At 69.1% G+C, this 25,018-nt stretch carries 20 protein-coding genes and 1 tRNA gene; 12 read left to right on the plus strand and 9 right to left on the minus strand.

Annotated features, from left to right (window positions below):
- The first annotated feature begins 130 nt into the window (after nucleotides 1-130).
- The 6 genes from ACW9PK_RS07670 (at nucleotide 131) to ACW9PK_RS07695 (ending at nucleotide 8,257) form a co-directional block, all read left to right on the plus strand.
- Nucleotides 131-724: a hypothetical protein gene (locus ACW9PK_RS07670; RefSeq protein ID WP_368843861.1), complete on the plus strand. Its 594-nt coding sequence runs from the start codon at nucleotides 131-133 to the stop codon at nucleotides 722-724.
- 107 nt (nucleotides 725-831) lie between these two features.
- Entirely contained in the window at nucleotides 832-1,518 is a 687-nt protein-coding gene (locus ACW9PK_RS07675; RefSeq protein WP_144931769.1) for a copper resistance CopC family protein, read from the plus strand.
- Nucleotides 1,519-1,930: 412 nt separating this feature from the next.
- A complete protein-coding gene (locus tag ACW9PK_RS07680) occupies nucleotides 1,931-2,638 on the plus strand; it encodes a copper chaperone PCu(A)C (RefSeq protein ID WP_085106138.1) in 708 nt (235 codons plus the stop codon).
- Nucleotides 2,628-3,899: a Dyp-type peroxidase gene (locus ACW9PK_RS07685; RefSeq protein ID WP_457015470.1), complete on the plus strand. Its 1,272-nt coding sequence runs from the start codon at nucleotides 2,628-2,630 to the stop codon at nucleotides 3,897-3,899. Before ACW9PK_RS07680 ends, ACW9PK_RS07685 begins: the two co-directional genes overlap by 11 nt.
- A gap of 55 nt (nucleotides 3,900-3,954) precedes the next feature.
- Nucleotides 3,955-6,198, plus strand: a complete 2,244-nt coding sequence (locus ACW9PK_RS07690; protein ID WP_457015471.1) for a cytochrome c oxidase assembly protein — start codon at nucleotides 3,955-3,957, stop codon at nucleotides 6,196-6,198.
- 169 nt (nucleotides 6,199-6,367) lie between these two features.
- The gene (locus ACW9PK_RS07695; RefSeq protein ID WP_457017184.1) at nucleotides 6,368-8,257 is read left to right on the plus strand and encodes an NHL domain-containing thioredoxin family protein; all 1,890 of its coding nucleotides are present in this window, start codon (nucleotides 6,368-6,370) and stop codon (nucleotides 8,255-8,257) included.
- A gap of 99 nt (nucleotides 8,258-8,356) precedes the next feature.
- Here ACW9PK_RS07695 and ACW9PK_RS07700 read toward each other — a convergent pair whose 3' ends face one another.
- The gene (locus tag ACW9PK_RS07700) at nucleotides 8,357-9,337 is read right to left on the minus strand and encodes a hypothetical protein (RefSeq protein WP_457015472.1); all 981 of its coding nucleotides are present in this window, start codon (nucleotides 9,335-9,337) and stop codon (nucleotides 8,357-8,359) included.
- 171 nt (nucleotides 9,338-9,508) lie between these two features.
- Between ACW9PK_RS07700 and ACW9PK_RS07705 the strand changes: the two genes are divergently transcribed.
- Entirely contained in the window at nucleotides 9,509-10,159 is a 651-nt protein-coding gene (locus ACW9PK_RS07705; RefSeq protein WP_144997231.1) for a hypothetical protein, read from the plus strand.
- 328 nt (nucleotides 10,160-10,487) lie between these two features.
- On the opposite strand, the gene ACW9PK_RS07710 is transcribed toward ACW9PK_RS07705, so the two are convergent.
- The 7 genes from ACW9PK_RS07710 to ACW9PK_RS07740 form a co-directional block, all read right to left on the minus strand.
- On the minus strand, nucleotides 10,488-11,810 hold the full coding sequence (locus ACW9PK_RS07710; protein ID WP_457015473.1) for an ABC transporter ATP-binding protein: 1,323 nt from the start codon (nucleotides 11,808-11,810) through the stop codon (nucleotides 10,488-10,490).
- Nucleotides 11,811-11,856: 46 nt separating this feature from the next.
- Complete coding sequence (locus ACW9PK_RS07715) at nucleotides 11,857-12,693, minus strand: carbohydrate ABC transporter permease (RefSeq protein ID WP_144997233.1); 837 nt, start codon at nucleotides 12,691-12,693, stop codon at nucleotides 11,857-11,859.
- 5 nt (nucleotides 12,694-12,698) lie between these two features.
- Nucleotides 12,699-13,667 carry a carbohydrate ABC transporter permease gene (locus ACW9PK_RS07720; protein ID WP_131332297.1) on the minus strand — a complete coding sequence of 323 codons (969 nt, stop codon included), beginning with the start codon at nucleotides 13,665-13,667 and terminating at the stop codon, nucleotides 12,699-12,701.
- A complete protein-coding gene (locus ACW9PK_RS07725; RefSeq protein WP_457015474.1) occupies nucleotides 13,664-14,980 on the minus strand; it encodes an extracellular solute-binding protein in 1,317 nt (438 codons plus the stop codon). Before ACW9PK_RS07725 ends, ACW9PK_RS07720 begins: the two co-directional genes overlap by 4 nt.
- A gap of 158 nt (nucleotides 14,981-15,138) precedes the next feature.
- Nucleotides 15,139-16,059 (minus strand): AEC family transporter, encoded by a 921-nt coding sequence (locus ACW9PK_RS07730; protein WP_098053692.1) that lies wholly within the window; start codon nucleotides 16,057-16,059, stop codon nucleotides 15,139-15,141.
- A 60-nt stretch (nucleotides 16,060-16,119) separates the two neighbouring features.
- Nucleotides 16,120-16,572, minus strand: coding sequence for an aspartate 1-decarboxylase (gene panD, locus ACW9PK_RS07735; protein ID WP_035964064.1), 453 nt, complete (start codon nucleotides 16,570-16,572; stop codon nucleotides 16,120-16,122).
- Between the two features lie 148 nt (nucleotides 16,573-16,720).
- Nucleotides 16,721-16,791 (minus strand) — tRNA-Gly (locus tag ACW9PK_RS07740).
- Nucleotides 16,792-16,916: 125 nt separating this feature from the next.
- Between ACW9PK_RS07740 and dcd the strand changes: the two genes are divergently transcribed.
- Nucleotides 16,917-17,495, plus strand: coding sequence for a dCTP deaminase (gene dcd, locus ACW9PK_RS07745; protein ID WP_457015475.1), 579 nt, complete (start codon nucleotides 16,917-16,919; stop codon nucleotides 17,493-17,495).
- A 36-nt stretch (nucleotides 17,496-17,531) separates the two neighbouring features.
- On the opposite strand, the gene ACW9PK_RS07750 is transcribed toward dcd, so the two are convergent.
- On the minus strand, nucleotides 17,532-18,899 hold the full coding sequence (locus tag ACW9PK_RS07750; protein WP_457015476.1) for an MFS transporter: 1,368 nt from the start codon (nucleotides 18,897-18,899) through the stop codon (nucleotides 17,532-17,534).
- 218 nt (nucleotides 18,900-19,117) lie between these two features.
- Here ACW9PK_RS07750 and ACW9PK_RS07755 point away from each other — a divergent pair, with 218 nt between their 5' ends.
- The 4 genes from ACW9PK_RS07755 to ACW9PK_RS07770 are packed head-to-tail and all read left to right on the plus strand — an operon-like array spanning nucleotide 19,118 to nucleotide 25,017.
- Complete coding sequence (locus ACW9PK_RS07755) at nucleotides 19,118-22,219, plus strand: Na+/H+ antiporter subunit A (protein WP_457015477.1); 3,102 nt, start codon at nucleotides 19,118-19,120, stop codon at nucleotides 22,217-22,219.
- Nucleotides 22,216-22,746 (plus strand): Na(+)/H(+) antiporter subunit C, encoded by a 531-nt coding sequence (locus tag ACW9PK_RS07760; RefSeq protein ID WP_085106150.1) that lies wholly within the window; start codon nucleotides 22,216-22,218, stop codon nucleotides 22,744-22,746. The genes ACW9PK_RS07755 and ACW9PK_RS07760 overlap by 4 nt, the downstream gene beginning before the upstream one ends.
- Nucleotides 22,736-24,373, plus strand: coding sequence for a Na+/H+ antiporter subunit D (locus tag ACW9PK_RS07765; protein WP_144931748.1), 1,638 nt, complete (start codon nucleotides 22,736-22,738; stop codon nucleotides 24,371-24,373). The genes ACW9PK_RS07760 and ACW9PK_RS07765 overlap by 11 nt, the downstream gene beginning before the upstream one ends.
- Nucleotides 24,370-25,017 carry a Na+/H+ antiporter subunit E gene (locus ACW9PK_RS07770; protein ID WP_098053695.1) on the plus strand — a complete coding sequence of 216 codons (648 nt, stop codon included), beginning with the start codon at nucleotides 24,370-24,372 and terminating at the stop codon, nucleotides 25,015-25,017. The genes ACW9PK_RS07765 and ACW9PK_RS07770 overlap by 4 nt, the downstream gene beginning before the upstream one ends.
- The last annotated feature ends 1 nt before the right edge of the window (nucleotide 25,018 follow it).

Genomic DNA, 25,018 nt, shown 5'->3' on the forward strand with positions numbered 1-25,018 from the left:
CACTCCGTGAACGGTCCCTTCCGCATGCGCGCCACCCCACCCCTTCCGCGGGGCCGCCGGGTTCGTGGTTCCCCGCGCGGTGGCGCATAATGGAATCCCATCCTTTCCCCGTGAGTCCCGGAGGTGTTCGGTGTCCCCTCGCGCGCGCCGACTTGCCCGGGGCTGGGTGGCCGCCTTCGTGGCCACCACTCTTGCGGCCGGTTCGCACGCCGCGGTGGACGGGACCTGGCCCTCCCCGCTGATCATCGCGCTGTCCATGTGTCTGGCGGCCCCGCTGTGCATGCTGCTCGCGGGACGGGTGCTCTCACGCTGGAGCGTGGCCGGTAGCGTCCTGCTGAGTCAGGCGCTGCTGCACACCCTGTACGCCCAGTCCGGCGGGATGGCCCACGCGATCGACTACACCCACCACCACGCGGCCCCCACGGCGGACGGTCCCGCCGTGGTGATCTCGGTGTTGCCCGCGGCGCATCACGGGTGCGGCATGCTCGCCGCCCACGCCGTGGCGGCCGTGGCCACCTACGCTCTGCTGCGCCACGGCGAGACCGCGGCATTTCGCCTGCTGAACGCCGTGTCCCTGCGCGTGCTGCGCATCCTTGTCCTGGCCCTGCGCCCGGTCACCACGGCCGTGCCGCGGCGGACCTCCTGGACCTCGCCGCGCGCACTGGCCGATCAGCTCCTGCTCTCCTCCGTCTGCGGATACCGCGGACCGCCCGTCCTCGCCTAGGCATCGGCGGGGACACCCCTGGATCCGATGCCGCCCCGAGCATCCATCGCATCCATCGGCAGCCCACCTCGCGGCCCCCACGCCCCAGGGCGCAGGAGAGAACACCCATGAACCCTTCGTACTCAACACCACATCAGCCCCAGCCCACTCTGCGGACCCCGGCGCGGACGGGTGACACCGCGGCGTCGTCGGCCGCGCCGCACGCCCGCCTTTCGCAACGTTCGGCGACGTCGCTCGCGGCCCTGTTCGCCGCGCTGCTGGCCCTCGTGCTGGTCGTCACCACGGCGGGGCCCGCGAGCGCCCACGACGAACTCGTGCGGACCAACCCGCAGGCCGGCGCGAAGCTCGAGAAGGCCCCCACGGCGCTCGAACTGACGTTCTCCGGGAACATCCAAGACATCGGCAGCGAGGTCCGGGTCACCGACTCCCACGGCACGGACATGACGCGCGGCACGCTGGCCGCGCAGAACACCACGGTGTCCCAGCCGCTGCGCGAGGGCGGGGGCGAGGACGAGACCTACACGGTCACGTGGCGCGTGGTCTCCCAGGACGGGCACCCCATCGAGGGCACGTTCACGTACACCGTGGGCGACGGCGCCGCGACCGCTGCGTCCCCGGCCCCCGTGGCCTCTGCGGACGCCTCCCAGGGCGCGGCCCAGGACGCGAACGGAGCCCAGGAGGACGTGAGCGGCACGGGCATCCCGAGTTGGGTACTGCCCGTGGCCGGTGGCGCCATCGCGCTGGTCCTGCTGCTGGTGATCCTGGCCTTCGCCACCCGCCCCAAGCAGCGCTGATTCCCTGACCCGGGCGGCCCGCCCGGATCATCCTTTTCCCGTCAGGCTCCCGCCGCCGCGCTCACGCGTTCCGGCACGCCGCAGATGCGGCTCGACAAGCGCTCGGCGCGCCGCTGATGCGGCCCGTCACTGACTCGGCCCACCGCTGACTCGATACCGGCTCGATGTGATCGACGGACGTGACCGCGCCGCCGCTCGGACGAGCACCGTCCGTACGACACCGGCTGCTCTGGCACCCCCGGTACTCAGGGCGCGGCCCGCGGCCCCGGCATCGAGTGGGCACAGTCCGTCTGTCGAGCGGGCATGGTCCCGGTGTCGAGTAGGCACAGTGCCGCGTCACTCGACGCCGCGTCCGACGACACGCGCAGCGGACGGGCGAGCCGGAGCACGATTCACTCCTAAGGACTCACATATGAACTACAACCTGAACACCACGTCCGTTCCCGCCCCGCGCCGTGCGCTGGCCGCTGTGGCCGTCTTGGGCCTCGGCCTGGCTACGCTGAGCGGGTGCTCGGCGCAGGGTGGGGAGGCGGCGTCGTCGCCCGCGGGGACGGACTCCGCGACGCACAGCACCGCCGCTGCGCCCCTGGAACTGAGCGACGGCTGGGCCAAGGCGGCCGACTCCGGGATGACCGCCGTGTTCGGCAAGCTCACGAACACCTCCGGGCAGGAGGTCACGTTCACCGGGGCGGGCGCGGACGGCGTCGCGCGCTCGGTCGAGCTGCACGAGACCGTGGCGGACGGCGGCTCCGGCGCCACACAGATGCGGCAGAAGGAGGGTGGCTTCACCCTCGCACCGGGGGAGAGCCTGGACCTGAAGCCGGGCGGCAATCACATCATGCTCATGGGGCTCACGTGCTCGCTCAAGGCCGGTAGTGACCTCACGCTGCAGCTTCGCACCGACAGCGGGACCCGGGACGTCACCGTCCCGGTGCGCGACTTCACGGGCGCGAAGGAGCGGTACGCGCCCGGCGAGGACGAGCACGCGGGCCACGGAGGCGAGCACGGCTCGGGGGCCGGACACTCGTCGTCGTCGGATGCCGCCCACGACCACGGGTCGCACGAGGGCATGAGTACGAGCCCATCCTCGAGCGCACTGCCCACGTGTCATGACCACTGATCGGGGCCCTTCCGCCTCGGGGTGGAGCCGGCGATCGTTGCTCACGGGCGCGGTCGCCGGCGCCGGCGCCACGGGACTCGGGGCGGTTTCCGCTGCGGCCCTCGGCGCCGTGGACCCCCGGCTCGCGGCGGCGGGACAGGACAGCCAACGGCCCGGGCTGCGGACCGAAGCTTTCCACGGCCCACGACAGGCGGGCGTGGCCACGCTGCCGCAGGCGTTCTGCGTGTTCATCGCCCTGGACCTGCACCGGGACGTGGACCGGGACGCACTGCGGCGGTTGCTGCGCGTGCTCACGGACGACGCCGCGGCCCTCACGCAGGGCACCGCCCCCGTCAACGACCAGGAACCCTGGCTCGCCCAGAACCCCTCGCGGCTGACCGTCACGGTGGGTTTCGGACCGCGGGCCATGGCCGTGATCGACGCCGACCGGGCCCCGCAATGGCTCAAGCCCTTGCCCGCTTTCACGATCGACAAACTGCAGGACCGGTGGAATCAGGGGGACCTGTTGCTGCAGCTGTGCTGCGACGACAAGCTGACCATGGCCCACGCCCAGCGGGTGCTGCTCAAGGACGTCCGGTCCTTCGCGACCGTGCGCTGGGTGCAGGACGGGTTCCGCAACACCGTGGGCGTCACCCCGGACGGTCAGACCACGCGCAACCTTTTCGGTCAGGTGGACGGCACCGTGAACCCATACCCGGGGGAGGCTGATCACGAGAAGGTCGTCTACGGTCAGGGCGGGTTCACCCCGTGGATCGAGAACGGGACATCCGTGGTGATCCGGCGGATCCACATGAACCTGGACACGTGGGACGAGGCCGACACCCCTGCGCGCGAGGACTCGGTGGGGCGCCGGTTGTCGAACGGCGCACCGTTGACGGGCGCCGCCGAGCACGACGAACCGGACTTCGAGGCCAAGGGTCCCCTGGGATTCCCGGTCATCTCGTCCTACAGTCATATGCGGCGTTCGCGCAGCGACAACCCGGACGAGAGGATCTTCCGCAGGGTGTACAACTACGATCTGGCGGTGAGTGATGCGTCCGGGCACAGCCGCTCCGGGGACGTCCGGGGCGGGGTGTCCAACACGGGGCTGATCTTCGCGTCCTACCAGTCGGACCCCGTGAAACAGTTCGTGCCCATCCAGCGGCGGCTGGCGCAGTTGGACATGCTGAACACGTGGACCGTGCCCATCGGATCCGCCGTGTTCGCTATCCCGCCGGGCTGCGAAGTGGGTGGGTTCATCGGGGACACGTTGTTCACGTGACCCCCGTGCGCGGAGCAGCACAACGAGAGAATCAACGGGCCGGAGGAATGCCACGATGAGTACCAGCGCACGCACCAGGGACACCGGCCCGCGCCGGGACGGTTCGCGGGGCGACGTCGCTCCCGGCCGTGAGCGCGATAGCGCGCCGGATGCCGGGCGCCCGCTCGGCGCCGGCTCGTCGAAGGGCGCGAGCTCGTCGAACGGCGGGACCGCTCCCGCGGGAGCGGTGAGTGTGAGCCCGTGGACCATCACGGTCGTGCTCGTCGCGGCCATGATCGGGATGACCGCGGCCCTGGTCTACGGGGGAGCGGCCGCCCCCCGGCAGGTCGCGGACCCGGGAACGCTCGTGCGCTGGGGGCTGCCCGTGGTAGAGACCGTCCACAACATCGCGATAACGGTGGTGATGGGCGGGTTGCTGCTGGCGATCGGCGTGGTGCCCCGTTTCGCGGACCGCTCCCGGAAACGGCCACCGCGCAACAGCAAGGACCAGGCGGGCGAACCGGAACACCCGGTCTTCCGCAGCGTCATGCAGCTCGTCGAGGCCGCGGCCGTGGTGTGGACCGTGGCGGCCGTGGCCGTGCTGATCTTCACGTACTCGGACGTCTCCGGATCCGGTATCGGCACGGGGGGCAACTACACCCAACAGTTGCTGCACTACATCACCGGGATCTCCACGGGCCAGTCCCAATCGGTGATCGTGATGGTGGCCGCCGTGGTCACGACCCTGGTTTTCGGCGTGCGGGCGCTGCTGGGACTTCTCTGCACCCTCGCGCTGTCCTTCGTGGCGATCGTGGCGCTGGCACTCAACGGTCACGCCGCCGGTGGTGCGGACCACATGGGTGCGGTGAACTCCCTGGGGCTGCACCTGCTGGGAGTGTGCCTGTGGGTCGGCGGGCTGCTGGTGCTGATCTGGGTGGGGCCGTTGCTGTCCCGCGAGTTCACGGTCAGCGGCCGCGGGGGCTCCCGCCACACCGAACCCCTGCTCGCGGTCGTACTGCGGCGCTACTCCGTGGTGGCTCTGGGTTGCTACCTGCTGGTGTTGCTCTCCGGGATCATCAATACCGCGGTGCGTATCGGAACGTGGGAGCAACTGACGTCCTCCTACGGGATCCTGGCGCTCACCAAACTCGTGCTGACCCTGTTGTTGGCGCTGGCGGGTTTCGCGCACCGGCAGTGGCTGATCCCCGGGGTCGCGGACGGCTCCCGGTCCCGCGCGGCCACCATGTGGCGCGTGCTCGTAGTAGAAGTGGTGCTCATGGGGCTACTCATGGGCATCGCCACGGCCCTGAGCCGCACCGCCCCGCCCGTCCCGGAGGAGCTTGCACCGGACGCCTCCCCGGCGCGAATCCTCACGTGGTACGAACTGCCACCGGAGCCCACGTTCGCCCGCTGGTTCACCACGTGGCGCCTGGACTGGTTCTGGGTGGCCGTGGTCGTGTTCATGGCCGTGGTGTACCTGTGGGCTGCGATCAAGGTGTGGCGCCGCGGGGACTCGTGGTCCGTGCTGCGCACCGTGTCCTGGTTCAGCGGGCTGGCTGCACTGCTCTACGCGACGAGCGGCGGGGTGGCGGTCTACGCCCGCGTGCTGTTCTCCGCCCACATGGTCGAACACATGAGCCTGACCATGATCGTGCCGCTGTTCTTGGTCTCGGGCGCACCCGTCACCGTGGTGCTCAAGGCCCTCGAACCACGAGGGGACGGTACCCGCGGTCCGCGTGAATGGATCCTGCGTCTCGTGCACTCCACGTGGGGCAGGATCGTGACGCACCCGATCTTCGCGGCCGCGAACTTTGCGTTCTCGATCGTGCTGTTCTACTTCACGGACCTGTTCCGCTTCACGCTGCGCTACCACGTGGGCCACGAGTTCATGATGGTGCACTTCCTGTTCACGGGGTACATGTTCGCGCTCGTGCTGATCGGCATCGACCCCATCCCGCGCCGGCCCAGCTACCCCATGCGTCTCGTGCTGCTGCTCGCGACCATGGCCGCGCACGCGTTCATTGGCATCAGCATCATGAGCCTGACCACGGTGCTGCAGGCCTCGTGGTTCGGCAACATGGGCCGCCCGTGGGGTCCCAGCGCCCTGGACGACCAGCAGCTCGGCGGCATGCTCATGTGGGGGATCGGCGAGTTCCCCACGTTCCTGCTCGCCGTCATCGTGGCCGTGCTGTGGGCCATGGAGGGCGCCAAGGAGAACCGGCGGGTGGACCGGCAGGCCGATCGCACGGACGACGCCGAACTGCGCGCCTACAACGAGATGATGGCCGAGCTCGCGGAGCGGGACGAGCGGCGTCGATGACGTCCGCCGGGACGGGCGCCGGCGAGGCCGGGCGGTGGGCGGACGGGTCCGCGGGGTGTGCGGGAGCGTCACGTAACGCACGGGAAGCTCTGCCCCGCGGATAACGTTGTCCCAGGAAGAAACCCTTGACCCCCGGTGGAAGGACCCAGACACCGTGACCTCCGCACGCATGAACACACCCGTCCGCGCCTCGGAACTTGAGGGCAGAGCCTGGCTGAACACCGGCGGTGAGCGACTGGACCTGCAGGCGTTACGGGGCAAGATCGTGATCCTGGACTTCTGGTCCTTCTGCTGCATCAACTGCCTGCACGTGCTGGACGAGCTGCGCCCCCTCGAGGAGAAGTACGCGGACGTGCTCGTGACCGTGGGCGTGCATTCCCCCAAGTTCGAGCACGAGGCGGACCCGGACGCACTGGCCGCGGCGGTGGACCGCTATGAGATCACCCACCCGGTGCTCGACGACCCCCGGTTGAGCACGTGGGACGCCTACACGGCGCGCGCGTGGCCCACCCTGGTGGTCGTGGACCCCGAGGGGTACATCGTGGCGCACCTCTCGGGTGAGGGCCACGTCCAGGGGCTGGAATCCCTCGTGTCCGAACTCGTGGCCGAGCACGACGCCAAGGGCACCCTGCACCGCGGGGACGGCCCCTACGTCCCGCGCCCGCAGCCCGAGGGGGACCTGCGCTTCCCCGGCAAGGTCGTGGCCCTTCCGGACGGTTCCTTCATGGTCAGCGACACCGGTCACCACCGCCTGGTCCATCTCGAGGAGGACCTCACCACGGTTCGTCGGGCCATCGGTTCCGGCACCAAGGGCTGGGCGGACGGCCCCCGGGACGCCGCGCGGTTCAACGAACCCCAGGGCATCGCGGTGCTCCCCGAACGCGTGCGTGCCGACGTCGGCTACGACCTCGTGGTCGCGGACACCGTCAACCACCGGCTGCGCGGCGTGGAACTGGGCACCGGCGCGGTGCGCACTTTGGCGGGCAACGGCGTTCAGCGCCTGCTCGACGACGCCCGCGCGCGCGGCGTGGACCCCAACGAGATCCCGCAGGACGCCTCGGCCACGTCCGTGGCGCTGTCCTCCCCGTGGGACGTGACGTGGTCCGACGCCGCGGACACCCTGGTGGTCGCGATGGCCGGGACGCACCAACTGTTCTCGTTCGACCCGCGCACCGGGGCGCTCGCCGTGCTGGCCGGGACCGGGGACGAGGGACTGCGCGACGGTTCCGCGTCCGAGAGCTGGTTCGCCCAGCCCTCCGGCCTGGCTCAGGACGCCCACGGGGCCGTGTGGGTCGCGGACTCCGAGTCCTCCGCGCTGCGCCGCGTGCGCTTCGGCGAGGACGGGTCCACATCGGTGGAATCCGCCGTGGGACTCGGACTGTTCGACTTCGGGTTCCGGGACGGGCCGGCCGATCAGGCACGGTTCCAGCACTGCCTGGGGGTGTGCGTGCTCCCGGACGGATCCGTGGCCGTGGCCGACACCTACAACGGTGCGGTGCGCCGGTTCGACCCCGCAACCGGTGAGGTCTCCACGCTGACCCGCGGACTCGCTGAGCCCTCCGACGTCTTGCTCGACACGAGCCACGACGAGCCCGTCCTGGTGGTCGTGGAGACCAATGCCCACCGCCTCGTGCGGGTGGCGGTGCCCAAGCAGGCCCAGACCGTGGACGAGGGTGCGGCCAGCATGCAGCGCAAGCGCACGCCGGTGGCCCCCGGCGAGCTCGAGCTCACGGTGCGGTTCTCGGCCCCCACGGGTCAGAAGCTCGACACCCGGTGGGGTGATCCCACGCAGCTGAAGGTGTCCTCGTCCCCGGAGGATGCACTCGTGCAGGGTGACGGGACGGCCCAGGGACTGACCCGCTCCCTGCGGATCGCGGACGGTGTCACGGAGGGGGTCCTGCACATCACGGCCCGCGCGGCGGCGTGCGACGGCTCCCCGGACGGGGAGATCCCGGAGCACGCGGCGTGCCACCTGTACCAGCAGGACTGGGGGATCCCGTTCACGGTGGACCCGCAGGCCCCGGCAGGACTCACGCTGGACCTGCGCGGAACGGACTGAGCGGGGCCCACGGGCACCACGGCCCACCCTTCTCCCACGCCCCGCCCAATCCGTCTCCCACCACCCGCCCCGGGCGCACATGCACCCGGGGCACACCCGTCAGCGCGGCGTGAGGGTCACCTCGTCCCCGGTGACCCTCACGTCCGCGCTCAGCAGGAACGGGACCTCATCGGTGACCTGGGATGTGGTGCCGTCATAGAGGTCCACCGCGGTGAACTCGATGCGCGCGATCCCCCGGCTGTCGGACACGTGCCAGCGGCCCGCGGCGGCGTCGTCCAGGGAGACGTAGGGCGTGGGGTAATCCTTGATGCTCCAGGAGACGCGGCCCTGGATGCGCCCGTCGAACTGGTAGGAGAAGGGGCATCCCGCGGGGTAGAGGCTGTCCTGCGCGGCACACTCGTCCAGGTGCTCGTGGATCTGTTTGTCCACCTGGTGAGTGAGGCGTTCGGACGGCTCGGCCTCGAGCTTCAGGGTGGTGTTCTCCCGGGCGTCGCTCACGGCCGCCTCCTGCGGCTCGGCGCGCACCATGGGGGAGGTGTAGGAGCCCGTGTAGATCCCGGGGTAGAAGACCGCGAACTCACGGGAGGACCCGGGGAGCGCCACGGACGCGCCGTTGATGTCCACCGCGGTGGAACCCGGCATGGCCACGTTCATGGTGGGCAGCGTGGAGGGATCGAAGTCCCACACCGTGAAGAACCCCCATTGCGTCTCCGCGGGGTGGAGCGTGAACTCGGAGGACGCCTCATGACCGTTCAGCGTGTAGCTCGCCCGCACGACCGCCCGGTCCCCGGACAATGCGACGGTGCGCACGGATACGTTCTCGAGTCCCTTGCTTGCCTCGGCCAGGGGTTCGCCGTCCAACAGGGCCGCGTTGGAGTTCGGGACCTGGGCGTTGAGCAACCCCAGGGCCTTGCCGCCGTCGCCGGCCTGGAGGGCCTGGAAGTAATCGCGCACGTCCGTCTCGGGCCCGTACGCGTACTTGTTCACGAGCGCAATGGTCACAGCCGCACCTGCGAGCGCCAGCAGAATCAGGACGAACCATGCCCCCACGGCCCTGACGATGCGTTCACTGCGTTCCATGAGCCCCCACGTTAGTGGACGTCCCGGGGAGCGGGCCCCGCGTGTCCCGGCGATGACCCGCCCGCTGCCGGGCCGCTAGGCTGAACCGGGCGGCGCGGGGGCACCGCCCCCGGACGGCGCGATCGCCCACTCCGGTGTGATCCCCGAGGACGGCAGGCACGAGGGCGGCTCATGGCGGAAACCATCCGACAGATCCCGGCGAAGTACGGGGCACCGGAACACGTGTTCCACCCCCGAATGGGGTCGTACGGCCGCCGGCTCGGCGCGGCACTTCCCCCGCTGTTGCTCGTGGTCGTCGCGGTGTTCGTGATCGGGTACCGCCGCCCGGCCGGCCCCGCGATGGGCGTGCTGCTCCTGCTCGCCCTCGTGGGCCTCGTGACGGCCTACGCTTACCTGCGCCCCGCGCTCGTGGTGCTCACCGCGCACCACGTCCTGCTCTCCCGCTGGGTCGGGTTCCGGGCCGTGCCCCGCGAGCGGATCGCCCAGGTGGTCACGGTCCGGACGCTGCTCGCGGCGCGCCCGCGCAGCGGCGGGTCCCGCGGTCGACCCTGCCTCTGGTTCGTCACCCCGGCCGGGCGCTCGGCGCTCTTCCTGGACGGGACGGTCTGGGACGCGCGCACCCTGGACGAGCTGGCCCGGGCGAGCGGCGCCCAGCACGTCAACTTCCAGCGGGCCACGCCGGCGCAACTCACGGAGCACTGGCCCCGGCTCGTCGCATGGCGGGTGCGCTACCCGCGTGTGCGCTACGTCGCGGCGTCGTGCGCGTTGATCGCAGCGGTCGCCCTGTTCGCCTGGTGGGCTTTCACACGGGGCCCCGCCTGATGCACCCGCCCCAGTCGGCAGCAGAGCCGTCCGGGTACGACGGCGCTCGGTTCCCGTGCAGGGGCCAGGCGGGGCCCTGTCCCCCGGCTTCGGGTCCCACCGCGGGCCGTGGCGCCTCCAGCGCTGTCCTGGACCACAACGACGCTCGGTTCCTTTCGGGGGTCGGGCGGAGACGTACCCCGCACCCTCCGATTTCCGGCCCGGCCGCGGACCGAAGCGCCCGAGCGGGCCCGGGCGGTTCCGGGTACGACGACGGCCGGTCCCCTTCTCGGGAACCGGCCGTCGTACGGTCGGCGGGCCGCGGTGTGCCACGGCGCGTGCCGGATGCTCAGCGAGCAGCGGTGCTGCCGTCCATGCGGTTGCCGGTGACCGCGCCGTCGGACCGTTCGGTGGAACCCGCCGAGCCCACGTGCCGACGCGAACGCTCGATCTCCGCCTTGCGCTCCTCGTTGGCCTCGCGGGTCAGCTCCGCACCGGCCTCCGCGTCACGCGTGAGGTTCTCGCCCGTCTCCGGGTTGAACACGTGCATCTTGCGGCTGTCCAGCCAGATCCTTGCCGTGGAGCCACCGCGGATGCGGGAGGACGCGTCCAGGGAGACGACCACCTGGGCGGGCATCTCGTCAGCGTCCAGCTCTTGGGCCAGCTCGTTGAGTTTGTGCTGCACGGCGGCATCCTGCTGGTAGTGGATGTAGCCGTACTGCTGGTTGCCCAGCCACTCGGTGTGCGTGAACTCGGAGTCGAAGACGGTCCCGTGGGGGATTTTCGTCTCGTCCACGAACTTCGCGTCCTCGAAGTGCTCCGGGCGCAGGCCCAGCAGCACGATCTCGGGGGCGTTCGCGAGCTTGCCCTGCACGCGCTCCGGAATCTCGATGTCCCCGATCGGGGTGTGGAACACCGAGCCGTTCACGCGCGCCGGGATGAAGTTCATGGACGGAGCGCCGATGAACCCCGCGACGAACAGGTTGACGGGCTGTTCGTAGAGCTCCCGCGGGGACGCGATCTGCTGGAGCTGACCACGCTTGAGCACGGCCACACGGTCACCGAGGGTCATGGCCTCGGTCTGGTCGTGGGTCACGTACAGCGACGTGATGCCCATGCGGCGCTGCAGCTGCGCGATCTCCGTGCGCATCTGGCCGCGCAGCTTGGCGTCCAGGTTGGACAGGGGTTCGTCGAAGAGGAAAGCGTCCGCGTCACGCACGATCGCGCGCCCCATGGCCACGCGCTGGCGCTGACCGCCGGAGAGGTTCGCCGGCTTGCGCTCGAGGTGCTCGTTGAGGTCCAGGGTGTCCGCCGCCTCGCGCACCTTGCGGTCGATCTCCTCCTCGCTGAACTGCCCCTTGGACAGGCGCAGCGGGAAGGCGATGTTCTCGTACACCGACAGGTGCGGGTACAGCGCGTAGTTCTGGAACACCATTGAGAGGTTGCGATCACGCGGCTGCTTGTCGTTGACGCGCACCCCGTTGATGTTCAGGTCCCCGGAGGTGATGTCCTCGAGGCCCACGACCATGCGCAGGAGCGTGGACTTGCCGCAGCCGGAGGGGCCCACGAGGATCAGGAACTCGCCGTCGGCGACGTCGATGGAGATGTCGTTGACCGCGGGGAAACCGTCGTCGTACTTCTTGACGAGGTGTTCCATGGTGATTGCTGCCATGTCTACTCAGTCCTATCTATGTCTAAGCGTGGATGGTGCGGCGGGCTCAGCCCTTGACCGCGCCCTGGGTCAGGCCTGAGACGATCTGGCGCTGGAACGCCAGAACGAGCAGCACCACAGGGATGGTCACGATGATCGCCGCCGCGGAAATCGCGCCCGCAGGGGCCTCGAACTGCGAGGCGCCGGTGAAGAACGCGAGTGCCGCCGGGACGGGACGCGCCGCGGAGGTCGAGGTCAGGCCGATGCCGTACACGAAGTCGTTCCACGCGATGAAGAACGCGATGATCGCCGTGGTGAAGACACCCGGCAGCGTGAGCGGCACGATCACCTTGCGGAACGCCTGCCACGTGGTGGCGCCGTCCACCTGGGCCGCGCGGTCCAGGTCCCAGGGGATCTGCTGGAAGAACGCCGCCAGGGTCCAGATGGAGATCGGCAGGGTCAGGGACAGGTAGGGGATGATCAGGCCGAGCCACGTGTCGTAGAGCCCCACCTGGCGCCACAGGTTGAACAGCGGCGTGACGATGGAGATCACCGGGAACATCGAGACCATCAGCGCGGTGGTCAGCACGATCTTCTTGCCCGGGAAGTCCAGGCGTGCGATCGCGTAGGCGCACAGTGTCGCGAGCACGACGGCCACGAACGTGGAGATCAGTGAGATGCCGATCGAGTTCCACAGGGCCGGCAGGAACAGGTCCTTGGCCTCGCCGACGAAGATCTGCTCGTAGTTGCTCGTGACGAACTTCGTGGGGATGAACTTGCCCGAGTTCAGGTCCGAGGAGGACTTGAAGGACGTCATCAGGATGGACAGGACGGGGAAAAGCGCGTAGACCAGCACCGCGATGCTGATGACGGTCCAGCCGATTTTCTGCTTGGTGCTCAACATGGCGGTTACTTCCCCTTCCCAGAGCCACCGGTGAGGTCCACCTTGAAGACCTTGATGGCCACCAGCGCGATCAGCATCACGCAGATGAACAGGATCACCGAGATGGCCGAACCAAGGCCGATTTCCAGACGACCGATGGACGTGCGGTACGCGAGCAGCGAGAGCGTCTCGGTGCCGTACTGGCCCTTGGTCATGATGAAGACGTTGTCGAAGATGCGGAAGGCGTCCAGGGCGCGGAACACCACGGCCACCATGATGGCGGCCTTCATGTTCGGCAGGACCACCTTGCTCAGGCGTTGCCATGCCGAGGCGCCGTCCACACGGGCGGCCTCGGTGAGCTCACCGGGGACCTGTGCGAGCCCGGAGAGCAGCAGCAGCGAGATGAACGGGGTGGTCTTCCAGATCTCCGAGGCCATGATCACGAACAGGGACGGGCCCGCAGAGGCAAACCAGTTGAAGTCCGGACCGATCATGGGCAGCCACGAGAGCCAGTTGTTCACGTAGCCGGTGGTGATGTCGAAGGCGTAGAACCACGCGAACGCGGAGACCACCGTGATGATGCCGTAGGGCACCAGGATGGCGGTGCGCAGCAGGCCGCGCGTGGCCTTGATCGCGCTGTGCATCACGAGCGCGAGGGCGAGGCCCAGGACGAGTTCCACGACCACCGTGACCACGGTGATCAGCAGGGTCACGCCCAGGTCTCGCCAGAACACGATATCCGACAGGGCCGTGGAGTAGTTGCCCAGGAACACGAACTCCTTGTCACCGGGTGCGGTGAGCCGGAAGGAGAACAGCGAGTCCCACAACGCCTGGACGATGGGGTACAGCGTGACCAGGAGCATGATCACGAACGCGGGGCCGGCGAGCAGCCACCCCAGTTTCCGCTCCGAACGGGCCCGGTCCGAGAGATGGCCTCTACGGCGGGACTCCTCCGGCGTGGACGCGCGAGCGCGCGAATCGACGGTGCTACTCACAACAGCGCATCTCCCTTCAGCACTTCCTGGATGAATTCGGTGGTCTCACGCGGAGTGTCCTCGGTGACTTCCGCCGGCGGGGTCCAGTTCTGCTGGATGGCCGTGGAGATCTCGTTGTAGTACGGGGTCTGCGCGCGGGGCTTCGCGGCGTCGAGGGACTTCCGGATGGTGTCGGCCATGGGGTACGCCTTCTTGACCTCGGGGTCGTCGAAGGCCTTCATGGAGGACGGCGGGTTGCCGTTGGTCGCGAAGTACTGGGCCTGGTGCTCGGGGGAGACGATGCACTGCACGGCCTCCCACGCGAGGTCCTGGTTCTCGGACTTGGCGCCCACGCCCAGGTTGATGCCGCCCAGCGGCGGGTGTGCCTCGGTGTCCGCGTCGACACGGGGCCACGTGGTCCACTTGATGTCGTCCAGTACCGACTTGTCGAGGGTGCCCTCGTCCACGGAGGCCTTCGTGGCCGAGTAGATGAACGGCCAGTTGACCATGAACGAGCCCTTGTCCCCCTGGAACTGGATCATGGAGGCGTTCTCGTCCTGGGTGGCCAGGCCGGGTCCGCCGAGGCCCTCCTTGCCGATGGTGCCGATGATTTCCGCGGCCTTCTTGCCGGCGTCGGAGTCTAGCGTGATCTTGGCGTCCTGACCGTCCTGGCCGTCCGAGACCACCTGGCCGCCAGCCGACTCCACGAGGCCGTTGACCCACACGGACATGGCCTCACCGCGCACGCCCTGCACGCCCAGGTACTTGTCCTGGGACTTGGCCGCCTTGATGAGCTGGTCCCACGTGACGGGCTTGGACATGTCCAGACCCGCCGCCTTGGCCGCGGACTCGCGGTACCACAGCAGCTGCGTGTTGGCCCAGAACGGGATGGCCACGATCTCGCCGTTCCACTTGGCGCCCTCCAGCGGGCCCTCGAGGGTGTCCTTGGTGGTCGCCTCGACGACGTCGTGCGGGGGCTTGGCGAGGAAGCCGGGTTCCGCGAGCTCTGGGACGTAGGGCGGGTCCAGGCTCATGATGTCCATGGACGTGTCGCCCGCGGCGAGGCGGCGGGCCAGCTGTTCGCGCTGGGATGCCGCGTCACGCGGGAGCAGCGACGTCTGGATCTTGTACTTGCCGCCGGACGCGTCCGAGCACTGCTGGGCGAGGACGTCCTGGCCGCCGTCATCCGGGTTGATGTACCACGTGAGCGTGGGCGGGCCGGACTCCCCGCCGCTGCACCCCGTGAGCAGCATGGCGGACGCCGCCGCAGCGGCCGCTACGCTGCGGACCGTGCGAGGCTTGCCAGCCCTGCGAGAGTGGTGAGTGGACTTCACAATGGTTCCTCCCCTGATGAGCGCCTGTACTGACGGAATGGGTCCGGTGCTCCCCGTAGGGATACCGGTCATTTCAGCATCTGCTCAGTGTAGGCGTGGCGTGCGTCACGGACCGTGTGTTACCCGCTTTCGGGGATGGTGGCGTGGCGGCCGGTGTGTCAGGAGAGGAAGACCGCGGCCACCGCCATCGTGGCCATGGACACGACCGTGGTGAGCAGGACGGTGTCCCGGCACACCGTGGTGGCCCGGTCGTAGCGCACGGCCGCTACGTAGAGGTTCTGCGCGGTGGGCAGCGCGGCCATGATCACGGCCGCGTACAGGGCGTGCCCGGTGAGCCCGAGCGCCCACGCGAGCAACAGCGCGAGCCCGGGGTGCACGACGACCTTGGCCCCGGTCGCGAGCAGCGTGTCCACCCGGGCGCCGGGGGAGGCCAGGGGGCGGGAGCCCACCAGCGAGAGACCGAAGGCGAGCAGCATCGCGGGAACGGCCGCACCCGCCACAATGCGCACGGGCTCCATCGCGAGGTCGGGCAGGCGGATCCCCGTGGCCGCGGACATGATGCCTAGGGCGGAGCCCATGATGAGCGGGTTCGTCACGATGTTCTTGAGCACCGAGCCGACCGTGGGGCGCCGCCCGCCAGTGAGGGTGTCCATGATCGTGAGGTACAGCGGCGTGTTGATCGCCAGCTGAAACAGCATCACCGGGGCCACCTGGGACGCGTCCCCCAGGACGAACAAGGCGATGGGGATCCCCAGGTTGGCGGCGTTGACCTGCCCGGCGGCCTGCGCGCCCATCACCACGGTGGCGGCGTCCCGGGAGAACACGAACCGGGAGAGCAGTGCGTACGCGATCATGGTGAGCCACGCGGACGCGGCCGCCACGAGCAGCGGCGCGGAGAAGATGTGGTGGATGTCCGCTTCGGAGATGGTGGTGAACAATAGCGGCGGGGACGCCACGTAGAACGCGAGTTTGGACAGCACCCGCTGGCCGTCCGGGCCGAGCACCCCTGCGCGCCCGATCACGTAACCCAGCCCGATCACGGCCCATACGATGAAGAACCCGGAGACGACTCCGCTCATGAGCTCATCTCCTCGCGTCGGCGGGTCCGCGCGCCCGGGTGCACCGGGAGCGCGGCAGGGTCACAGGCCCGCGACGGCCGCGTCCTCCCGGGCCTGCAGGTGGGCGCGGGCGTGCGGCGGGCGGAGCATGTCCCCCACCACGGCGTCCGCGGGGTCCGAACCGAGCGCCACGATCCTGTTGTGCTCGTCCACGTGTACCACGTGGGGTTCGTAGTTCTGCGCCTCGGCGGTGTCCATGAGACCGTACGCGATCAGGATTACCAGGTCACCCGGGTGCACCAGGTGCGCCGCGGCGCCGTTGATGCCCACGACGCCGCTACCGCGCTCGCCCGCGATCGTGTACGTCTCGAGCCGCGCACCGTTGGTGACGTCCACGATCGCCACGAGCTCGCCGGGCAGGATGTTCGCGGCGTCCAGCAGGTCCTGGTCCACCGTCACGGACCCCACGTAATGCAGGTCCGCCTGGGTCACGGTGGCCCGGTGGATCTTCCCGGTGAACATGGTGCGCAGCATGATCGCTCCTGATGCGATGGGTGGTGTGGTTCGCGGTCCAGACCCGCCGGCCGCCCGCCGTGAGGGCCGGGGTGGTGTTCGGGGCGGGTCCTCGGCGCGAAACGCCCCGGAACCAGATGGGTCCCGGGGCGTTTCACGATTCGTGCGGAGCGGCTGACGGGAATCGAACCCGCGTATCAGGCTTGGGAAGCGTGCGCTCTACCATTGAGCTACAGCCGCATCGTTCGTGCGGGACCGTGTGGTCCACGTTTGAACGCCCACCACTCTACAACACGTTTCGGTGCGTGGTTGTTCCGAGGCGTCGTGACCGGGGAGCGGGCGGGGCCGTGGGCTACCGTGGACACGTGCTCATCTCAGATCGCGACATCCGCCGCCACCTGGATTCCGGGCGCGTGCACCTGGAACCGTACGATCCCGCGATGGTCCAACCCGCGAGCGTGGACGTGCGCCTGGACCGCTGGTTCCGGCTGTTCGACAACCACAAGTACGCGCACATCGACCCCTCCCGGGAGCAGCCCGATCTCACGCGGCTCGTGGAGGTGGCCCCGGACGAGCCGTTCGTGCTGCACCCGGGGGAGTTCGTACTGGGGGCCACGTACGAGAAGGTCACCCTGCCGGACGACGTCGCGGCGCGCCTCGAGGGCAAGTCCTCCCTGGGGCGGCTGGGCCTGCTCACGCACTCGACCGCCGGGTTCATCGACCCGGGGTTCAGCGGGCACGTGACGCTCGAGCTGTCCAACATGGCCACGCTGCCCATCAAACTGTGGCCAGGTTCCAAGGTGGGGCAGTTGTGCTTCTTCCAGCTCTCCTCCGCGACCGAGCACCCGTACGGCAGCGGCGCCTACGGTAACCGCTATCAGGGCCAGCGGGGCCCCACCGCGTCGCGCAGCCACCTGAACTTCCACCGCACGGTCATCGAGTGAGTTCGCGCATCGAGTGAGCCTGCGCGTGGGTGCGGCTCACACGCGGGCCGTGGTGAACCCCGCGGGAGGGCGGGGCGTGAGCAACAACAGCACGAGTCCCGCGGCCACGACCACCAGGATCCCCAGGATGCCCCAGATCTGGGCGCCCATCAGGGTCACGAACATCCCGAACAACCCGGGGGCCATGAAGCTCACCGCGCGGCCCGTGGTGGCGTACAGACCGTAGATCTCCCCGTCACGGCCCGGGGGGATGAGCCGCCCCAGGTACGTGCGCGACGCGGCCTGTGCGGGTCCCACGAACAGGCACAGTGCCAGCCCGCACACCCAGAACGCGATCTTGCCGTGCCAAAACAGCAGGGCCGTTCCCGCCACGAGCACACCCACGAGGGACGCGGTGATCACCGCGCGCGGGCCCACGGCGTCGTCGAGGGCGCCGCCCACGAACGCGCCCAGCGCCGCGATGAGATTGGCCGCGACCGCGAACATGACGACCTCGGTGAGCGAGAACCCGAAGCTACCCGCGGCCAGGACCCCGCCGAATGTGAAGACCCCGGCCAGTCCGTCCCGGTAGACCGCGGAACTGAGCAGGAAGACGACCGTGGCACGCGAAACCCGCCACAGGGCCGCGATGGTGCGGAAGAGCTCGGCGTAAGCGCCCAGGATGCCGCGGTGGCGGGGCTGTGCGGGGACCGCAGCGGCGTCGTTGATGGATGCTCGGAACGGCATACCTCGCGCCTTGAGCAGGAGGGGCAGGCAGAACACGAGGATCCATGCCGCGCTGAACAGTGCCACGGCGCGGTAGTTGAGGGCGTCGTCGGTGGGGATGCCCAGGAACCCGGGTGTGACGAAACCGAACAGGACGAAAGCGAGGGCGAAGATCCCGCCCACGTACCCCGCGCCCCAGCCCCACCCGGAGACCTTACCCATGCGCTGGGGGCCGGCCAGCGCGGGGAGCATGGCGTTGTAACTGACCGTGGCGAACTCCTGGGCCACGCTGCCCACGGCCACGAGCCCCACGCCCAGGAACAGGAAGGCGGGATCGGGTCGGGCGAGGAACGCGAGAGCCGTGCACAGGACGAGCACCACGGTGTTGCCGGTGAGGAACGTGGCGCGGGACCGCGGGGAATCGCTGCGCTGGCCGATCAGCGGCGCCGTCAACGCGATCGCGAAACCCGCGACGGTCATGGCAACGCTCAGCACCGTGGACGTGTACTCGCTCGACCCGAACGCCGGGCTCGTGAGGTACACGGTGAACACGAACGTGAGCATCACGGCGTTGTACGCGGACGTGCCGGTGTCCCACAGGCACCACATGAGCACGCGGGCGCGCGAACTGCCCTCGCCGGGGCGTGGGGCGCGCGGGGGACGTCCAGGGGCCGCCGTGGACGGGTGCTGACCGGTCATGGGCTCACCCTACGGGCCCTGTGCCCTCCCGCCCAGGGTCCGGCGCCCCTGGGCAGTGGGGGCGCCGAGCGAGGGGCCCGTGACGTGCGGCGAAACGGACAGTCACCCTGCTTTGTTATGCTGGGGACCTCGAAACTGACACCCCATTTCCGCCCGGATCCCCGTGGGCCCATTTACAGGTACTCGTGGGTAATCCGTGGCTCGAGAGGTAAGGTCCTATGATCGCGGTGCTGCTTGTCCACGGGCTCGCGGCCCTGTGTGCACCCGCGATCCTCAAGCGCACCGGACGCTCCGGCTTCTACCTCGTGGCCCTCGTCCCACTCGCGAGTCTGATCTGGCTTTTCACCCAGACATCCCGCGCCCACGCGGACGTGGACGGGTGGGCCACCACCGTGGAATGGATCCCCCAGCTGGGGATCTCGCTGTCCTTCCGGATGGATTCCCTCGCGTACATGATGTGCCTGCTGGTGCTGGGCGTGGGAGCGCTCGTCCTCGCGTACTGTGCGCGCTACTTCAAGTCGGACGCCCAGGGCATCGGCCCGTTCGCCGCCCAGCTCGTGGCCTTCGCGGGCGCCATGTTCGGTCTGGTCACCGCGGACGACCTCATGGTGCTGTTCGTGTTCTGGGAGATCACCTCGGTGCTCTCCTTCCTGTTGATCTCCTATTCGCGCACCAAGCTCGCCGCGCGTCGAGCGGCCCTGCAGGCGCTCATCATCACCACCGCGGGCGGTCTGGCGATGCTCGTGGGCCTGGTCATGCTCGGCAACGCCGCCGGGACCTTCCGGATCTCCGGGGTCCTGGAGGCGGCCCCCGAGCTCCTGGGCTCCACCATGGTGGACGTGGCGCTCGTGCTGATCCTGGCCGGCGCAGTCTCCAAGTCCGCGCTGTTCCCCACCCACTTCTGGCTGCCCGCCGCCATGGCGGCGCCCACCCCGGTCTCCGCCTACCTGCACGCCGCGGCCATGGTCAAGGCCGGGATCTACCTCGTGGCGCGGCTCGCTCCCGGGTTCGTGGACACCCAGTGGTGGCTGCCCGTCACCCTGACCCTGGGCCTGGGCACCATGATCTTCGGCGGCTGGGTCGCGCTGCGCCAGTTCGACCTCAAGCTGATCCTCGCGTACGGCACGGTGAGCCAGTTGGGCTTCATCACCGCGGTCGTGGCGTTCGGCACCGCGGACACCGCGATGGCCGGCATGGGCATGGTCATCGCGCACGGTCTGTTCAAGGCCACCCTGTTCCTGAGCGTGGGCATCATCGACCACCAGGCCGGGACCCGTGACATCCGCAGGCTCTCCGGTGTGGGTCGGACGGCACCCATGCTGTTCGTGGTGGCCATGATCGGTGCGGCGTCCATGGCCGGGATCCCGCCGCTGCTCGGCTTCGTGACCAAGGAAGCCGTCCTCACTGCGTTCGTGGACCACGCCTCGGACCCGCTCGCCATGATCGCGCTCGTGTGCGTGGTGCTCGGCTCCATCCTCACCTTTGCGTACAGCGCGCGGTTCCTGTGGGGCGGCTTCGCGCGCAAGCCCGCGCAGTTCTCCGATCTCGACGCCGCCGAGGACGGTCAGTCGGTCATCGGCGAGTTCACCCCGGTGCCGTGGGCCTTCCTCGTGGCGCCCGCGGTGCTGGCCCTGCTCACGGTGGTGTTCGGCCTGTGGCCCGCTCCCGTGGAGGCCGGGATCGTGGGCTACCAGGAACAGTTCCCGGACGTCGCCGAATCCCACGTGCACCTGGTGCTGTGGCACGGGTTGACCTCGGCACTGGGACTCTCCGCGCTGATCATCGGTGTGGGCGCTCTGTTGTACGTCGCGCGCCGGCCCGTGGGCTCGTTTCAGGACCGGTTGCCGGAACTGCCCACCGGTGACTTCGTCTACCGCAAGATCATCAACGTGCTGGACATGGTCGCGGTGTGGCTCACCGGCCGGACCCAGCGTGGTTCGCTGATGTTCTACCTGTCCGTGATCCTCGTGACCGCGATCGTGGTGCCGCTCGTGGCCCTGTTCTGGAACGAGACCCCGCCGCTCGCCGGGTTCCGCTACGCGGATTCCCCGGCCCAGCTGGTCACCGGGATCGCCATGATCGTGGCGGCCCTGCTCGTGCTCACCGCGGGCAAGCGGTTCCTGGCCGTCCTGCTGGTCTCGGTCACGGGCTACGGCCTTGCCCTGACCTTCGCGCTCCACGGCGCGCCGGACCTCGCCCTGACCCAGACGCTCGTGGAGACGATCTCCCTCGTGGCGTTCGTCCTGGCCCTGCGTTCCCTGCCCGGCCCGCTGTGGAACCGCCGGCCCACCGGGCACCGCGTGTTCCGCGCGGTCTTCGCCGTGGTGTTCGGACTGTTCATGATGGCGCTCGCGGTGTTTTCCATGTCCTCGCGGTCGGCGGAACGGATCTCCCTGGAACTGCCGCGGATTGCCTACGAGATGGGCGACGGCGCCAACGTGGTCAACGTCCTGCTCGTGGACATCCGCGCGTGGGACACCATGGGCGAGATCACCGTGCTCGCGGTGGCCGCCACGGGCATCGCGTCCCTGATCTTCGTCAAGGGACGCGGGGACCGCTTGCGCAGCGACCGTCACGAGTTGGACACCCAGCAGCTGAAGATCGTGCGTGGCGCGGACTCCGCAGCGCACTTCCCGCACGCGAACACCCGCCAGCTCGAGGTCGCCCGCCGGTTCACCTCCCGCCCGGACGCGGACCCGTTCCTGCTCGCGGGGCGCACGCTCGCCCCGGAGCGGCGCTCGATCATCTTCGAGGTCGTGGCCCGGCTGCTGTTCCACACCTTCATGCTCGTGTCCTTCTACCTGCTCATCGCGGGGCACAACATCCCCGGTGGTGGCTTCGCCGGCGGCCTGATGGCCTCCCTCGCCCTGACCCTGCGCTACCTCGCGGGCGGACGCTACGAGCTCGAACGCGCGACCCCGGTCAACGCGGGCTGGATGCTCGGCGCGGGCCTGGCGATCGCCTCCCTGTACGCGATCGTCCCCGTGTTCTTCGGCGGGACCGTGATGAAGAGCTACACGTTCGAGTGGGACATGCTCGTCTTCGGTCACGTCAAGTTCGTCACCGCCGTGATCTTCGACATCGGTGTCTACCTGATCGTGGTGGGCCTGGTGCTGGACATCCTGCGCTCCCTGGGCGGGCGGATCGATGAACGGATCGAGCGTTCCGCCGTGGAGTCCCGGAAGAAGCGCGCGGGCCGCGGCGCCCGGATCCGCCTGACCCGTAACGGCCCCGAGGTCACCGCGCACAGGGTGGACGACCCCGACGCTCCCGAGGGCTCCTTGGTCTCCGGGGACGAGCCCCAGGAGGCACAGCGATGACCGTGAATCTCACACTCCTGGTAATCATGGGTGTGCTGTTCTCCGTGGGGGTCTACCTCCTGCTGGAACGCTCGCTCACCCGCGTACTGCTGGGCATCATGCTGCTCACCAACGGGGCCAACCTGCTGATCCTGCACACGAGCGGCACGCCCGGCATCGCGCCGTTGTACGACGCCGCCCGCGACCCCTCGGAGTACTCGGACCCGCTGCCGCAGGCGCTCGTGCTCACCTCGATCGTGATCTCGCTCGCCACGACCGCCTTCATCCTCAGCATGATCTGGCGTTCGTGGATCCTGGCCCGCCGGGACGAGATCCAGGACGACCTCCAGGACCGCCGCGTGGCGCAGCAGTCCTCGTACGACGCCGAGGACGACGACGCCCTGCCGCAGGACACCTCCGAGTTCAACCACGCGGACGCCCGGTTCGCACCGTCGCGTCACAACGAGGAAGAGGCCGCCGAATCGCCTGGTCACTACAGGGCCGAGAAGTTCTCCGAGGCGCGAGGGAGGAGCCCGCATGACCACTGATCCGGCACAGTTCGCGCCGCTCGCGGTCCTGATCCCGTTCCTCGGCGCCGCCCTGAACTTCATCATCGTCCACCGCAACCGGCTGCAGCGCGGGGTGACCGTGGGCGCCATGGTGCTCACGCTGATCCTGAACGCGTTCATGCTCGCGAACGTATGGAACCAGGGTCCGCAGGTCGTGCACCTGGGGGACTGGGCCGCCCCGTACGGCATCGTGATGGTCGTGGACCAGTTGTCCGCGCTCATGCTCGTGGTCTCCGTGGTGGTGTCCCTCGCGGTGTTGATCTATGCGGTCAGCGAGGGTGTGGCCAGCGGGGACGACGAGGGCCCCATCTCCATCTTCTACCCCACGTTCCTGTTGCTGGTCGCGGGTGTGTCCCACGCGTTCCTCGCGGGTGACCTCTTCAACCTCTACGTGGGCTTCGAGATCCTGTTGACCGCCTCCTACGTCCTGCTCACCATGGGTGGCACGGCGCAGCGGATCCGCGCGGGCGTGACGTACGTGGTCGTCTCGGTGATCTCCTCGATCCTGTTCCTGATCTCCCTGGGGATGATCTACGGCGCCACCGCCACCGTGAACATGGCGGACCTGTCCGTGAAGCTCGCGGACCTGCCGCAGGGCACCCAGATGCAGTTGCACCTGATGCTGCTGATCGCGTTCGGTGTCAAGGCCGCGATCTTCCCGCTGTCCTTCTGGCTGCCCGACTCCTACCCGACCGCGTCCGCACCGGTGACCGCGGTGTTCGCGGGCCTGTTGACCAAGGTGGGCGTCTACTCGATCATCCGCACCGAGACCCTGTTGTTCCCCGGGACGCAGATCAAAGATCTGCTGATGTGGGTCGCGTTGCTGACCATGATCGTGGGCATCCTGGGCGCGCTCGCCCAGATCGACATCAAACGTATGCTCTCGTTCACGCTGATCAGTCACATCGGCTACATGATCTTCGGCATTGCACTGGGCACGCAGGCCGCCCTGGCCGCGGTGGTCTACTACATCGCGCACCACATCGTGATCCAGACCAGCTTGTTCCTGGTCGCCGGGCTGATCGAGCGCCGCGGTGGCTCCACCAACGTGGACCGCCTCGCCGGGATGCTCAAGATCTCCCCGCTGCTGGGGGTGCTGTACATGATCCCGGCCCTGAACCTGGGCGGCATCCCGCCGTTCTCGGGCTTCCTGGGCAAGGTGGCCCTCCTGGAGGCCGGTGTCGAGGCCGGGACGTGGCTGAGCTACCTACTCGTGGGCGTGTCCGTGTTCGTCTCGCTGCTCACGCTCATGGCCCTGATCCGCGTGTGGAACCGCGTGTTCCTGCGCAACGTGGATGACGCCGAGTACCCGGACCCCGTGCTGCGCGCCACCACCGCGGAGGGCCGCCGCCCCCGCACGTCCCGCGCGGTGGCGGGCAAGTCCGGCAGCCGCTTCTCCGGCCGGTCCCCCGTGGTGCTGCTGCCCGGGACCATGGTGGGCGCGACCACCGCGCTCGTGGCGGTGGGTGTGGCACTCACGGTCTTCGCCGGGCCGCTGTTCGATCTCGCGGACAACGCGTCCGAGAACCTGATCAATCCGGATCGATACGTCAATGCCGTGCTGGCCCCCGTGGGTCCCGGTGGCGTGAGCGAGGAGGGCCGATGAGTACGTCCCCGATGCAGCGACGCTCCCGGAACTCCTTGCGGGCCGAGCTGCCCCTGATCCTGTGGCTCGTGGTCGTGTGGGGTGCCCTGTGGGGTGACTGGAGCGTGGGCAACCTGGTCTTCGGGTTGATCCTCGCGGTGTTCGTGACCCGCACGCTCACGCTGCCCCCGGTGCGGTTGTCCGGGCGGTTCAACGTCTTGCATTTCGCGCTGTTCGTGGTCACGTTCATCTGGCAGGTGGCCCGGGCCAGCATCCACGTGTTCGGTGTCGCGCTCATGCAGGGCCCCAAGGTGCACAACGCGGTGCTGCGGGTGAAGCTGCGGCAGAACAACGACCTGCTCATGACGGCCGTGGGTCACACCATGGCGCTGATCCCGGGCTCGCTCGTGGTGGAGGTGGATCGCGGCAACGGGATCCTGTACTTCCACGTGCTGGACGTCTCCACGCCGGAGGAAGCGGAGTCGTTCCGGGAGTCCGCGCTTAATATCGAGGCGGCGTGGATCAAGATCATGGGCTCCAAGGAGGACCTCGCGACACTGGAGGCCTCGGGTGGCGCGGGCGGCGCGGACGCCTCCGGCGCCGTCGCGTCGCCGACCACCAAGATGAACAAGGCCCTGGACGGCCGTGGGGAGGAGCGGCCATGAC

Source organism: Kocuria sp. MNB10, assembly GCF_054073685.1.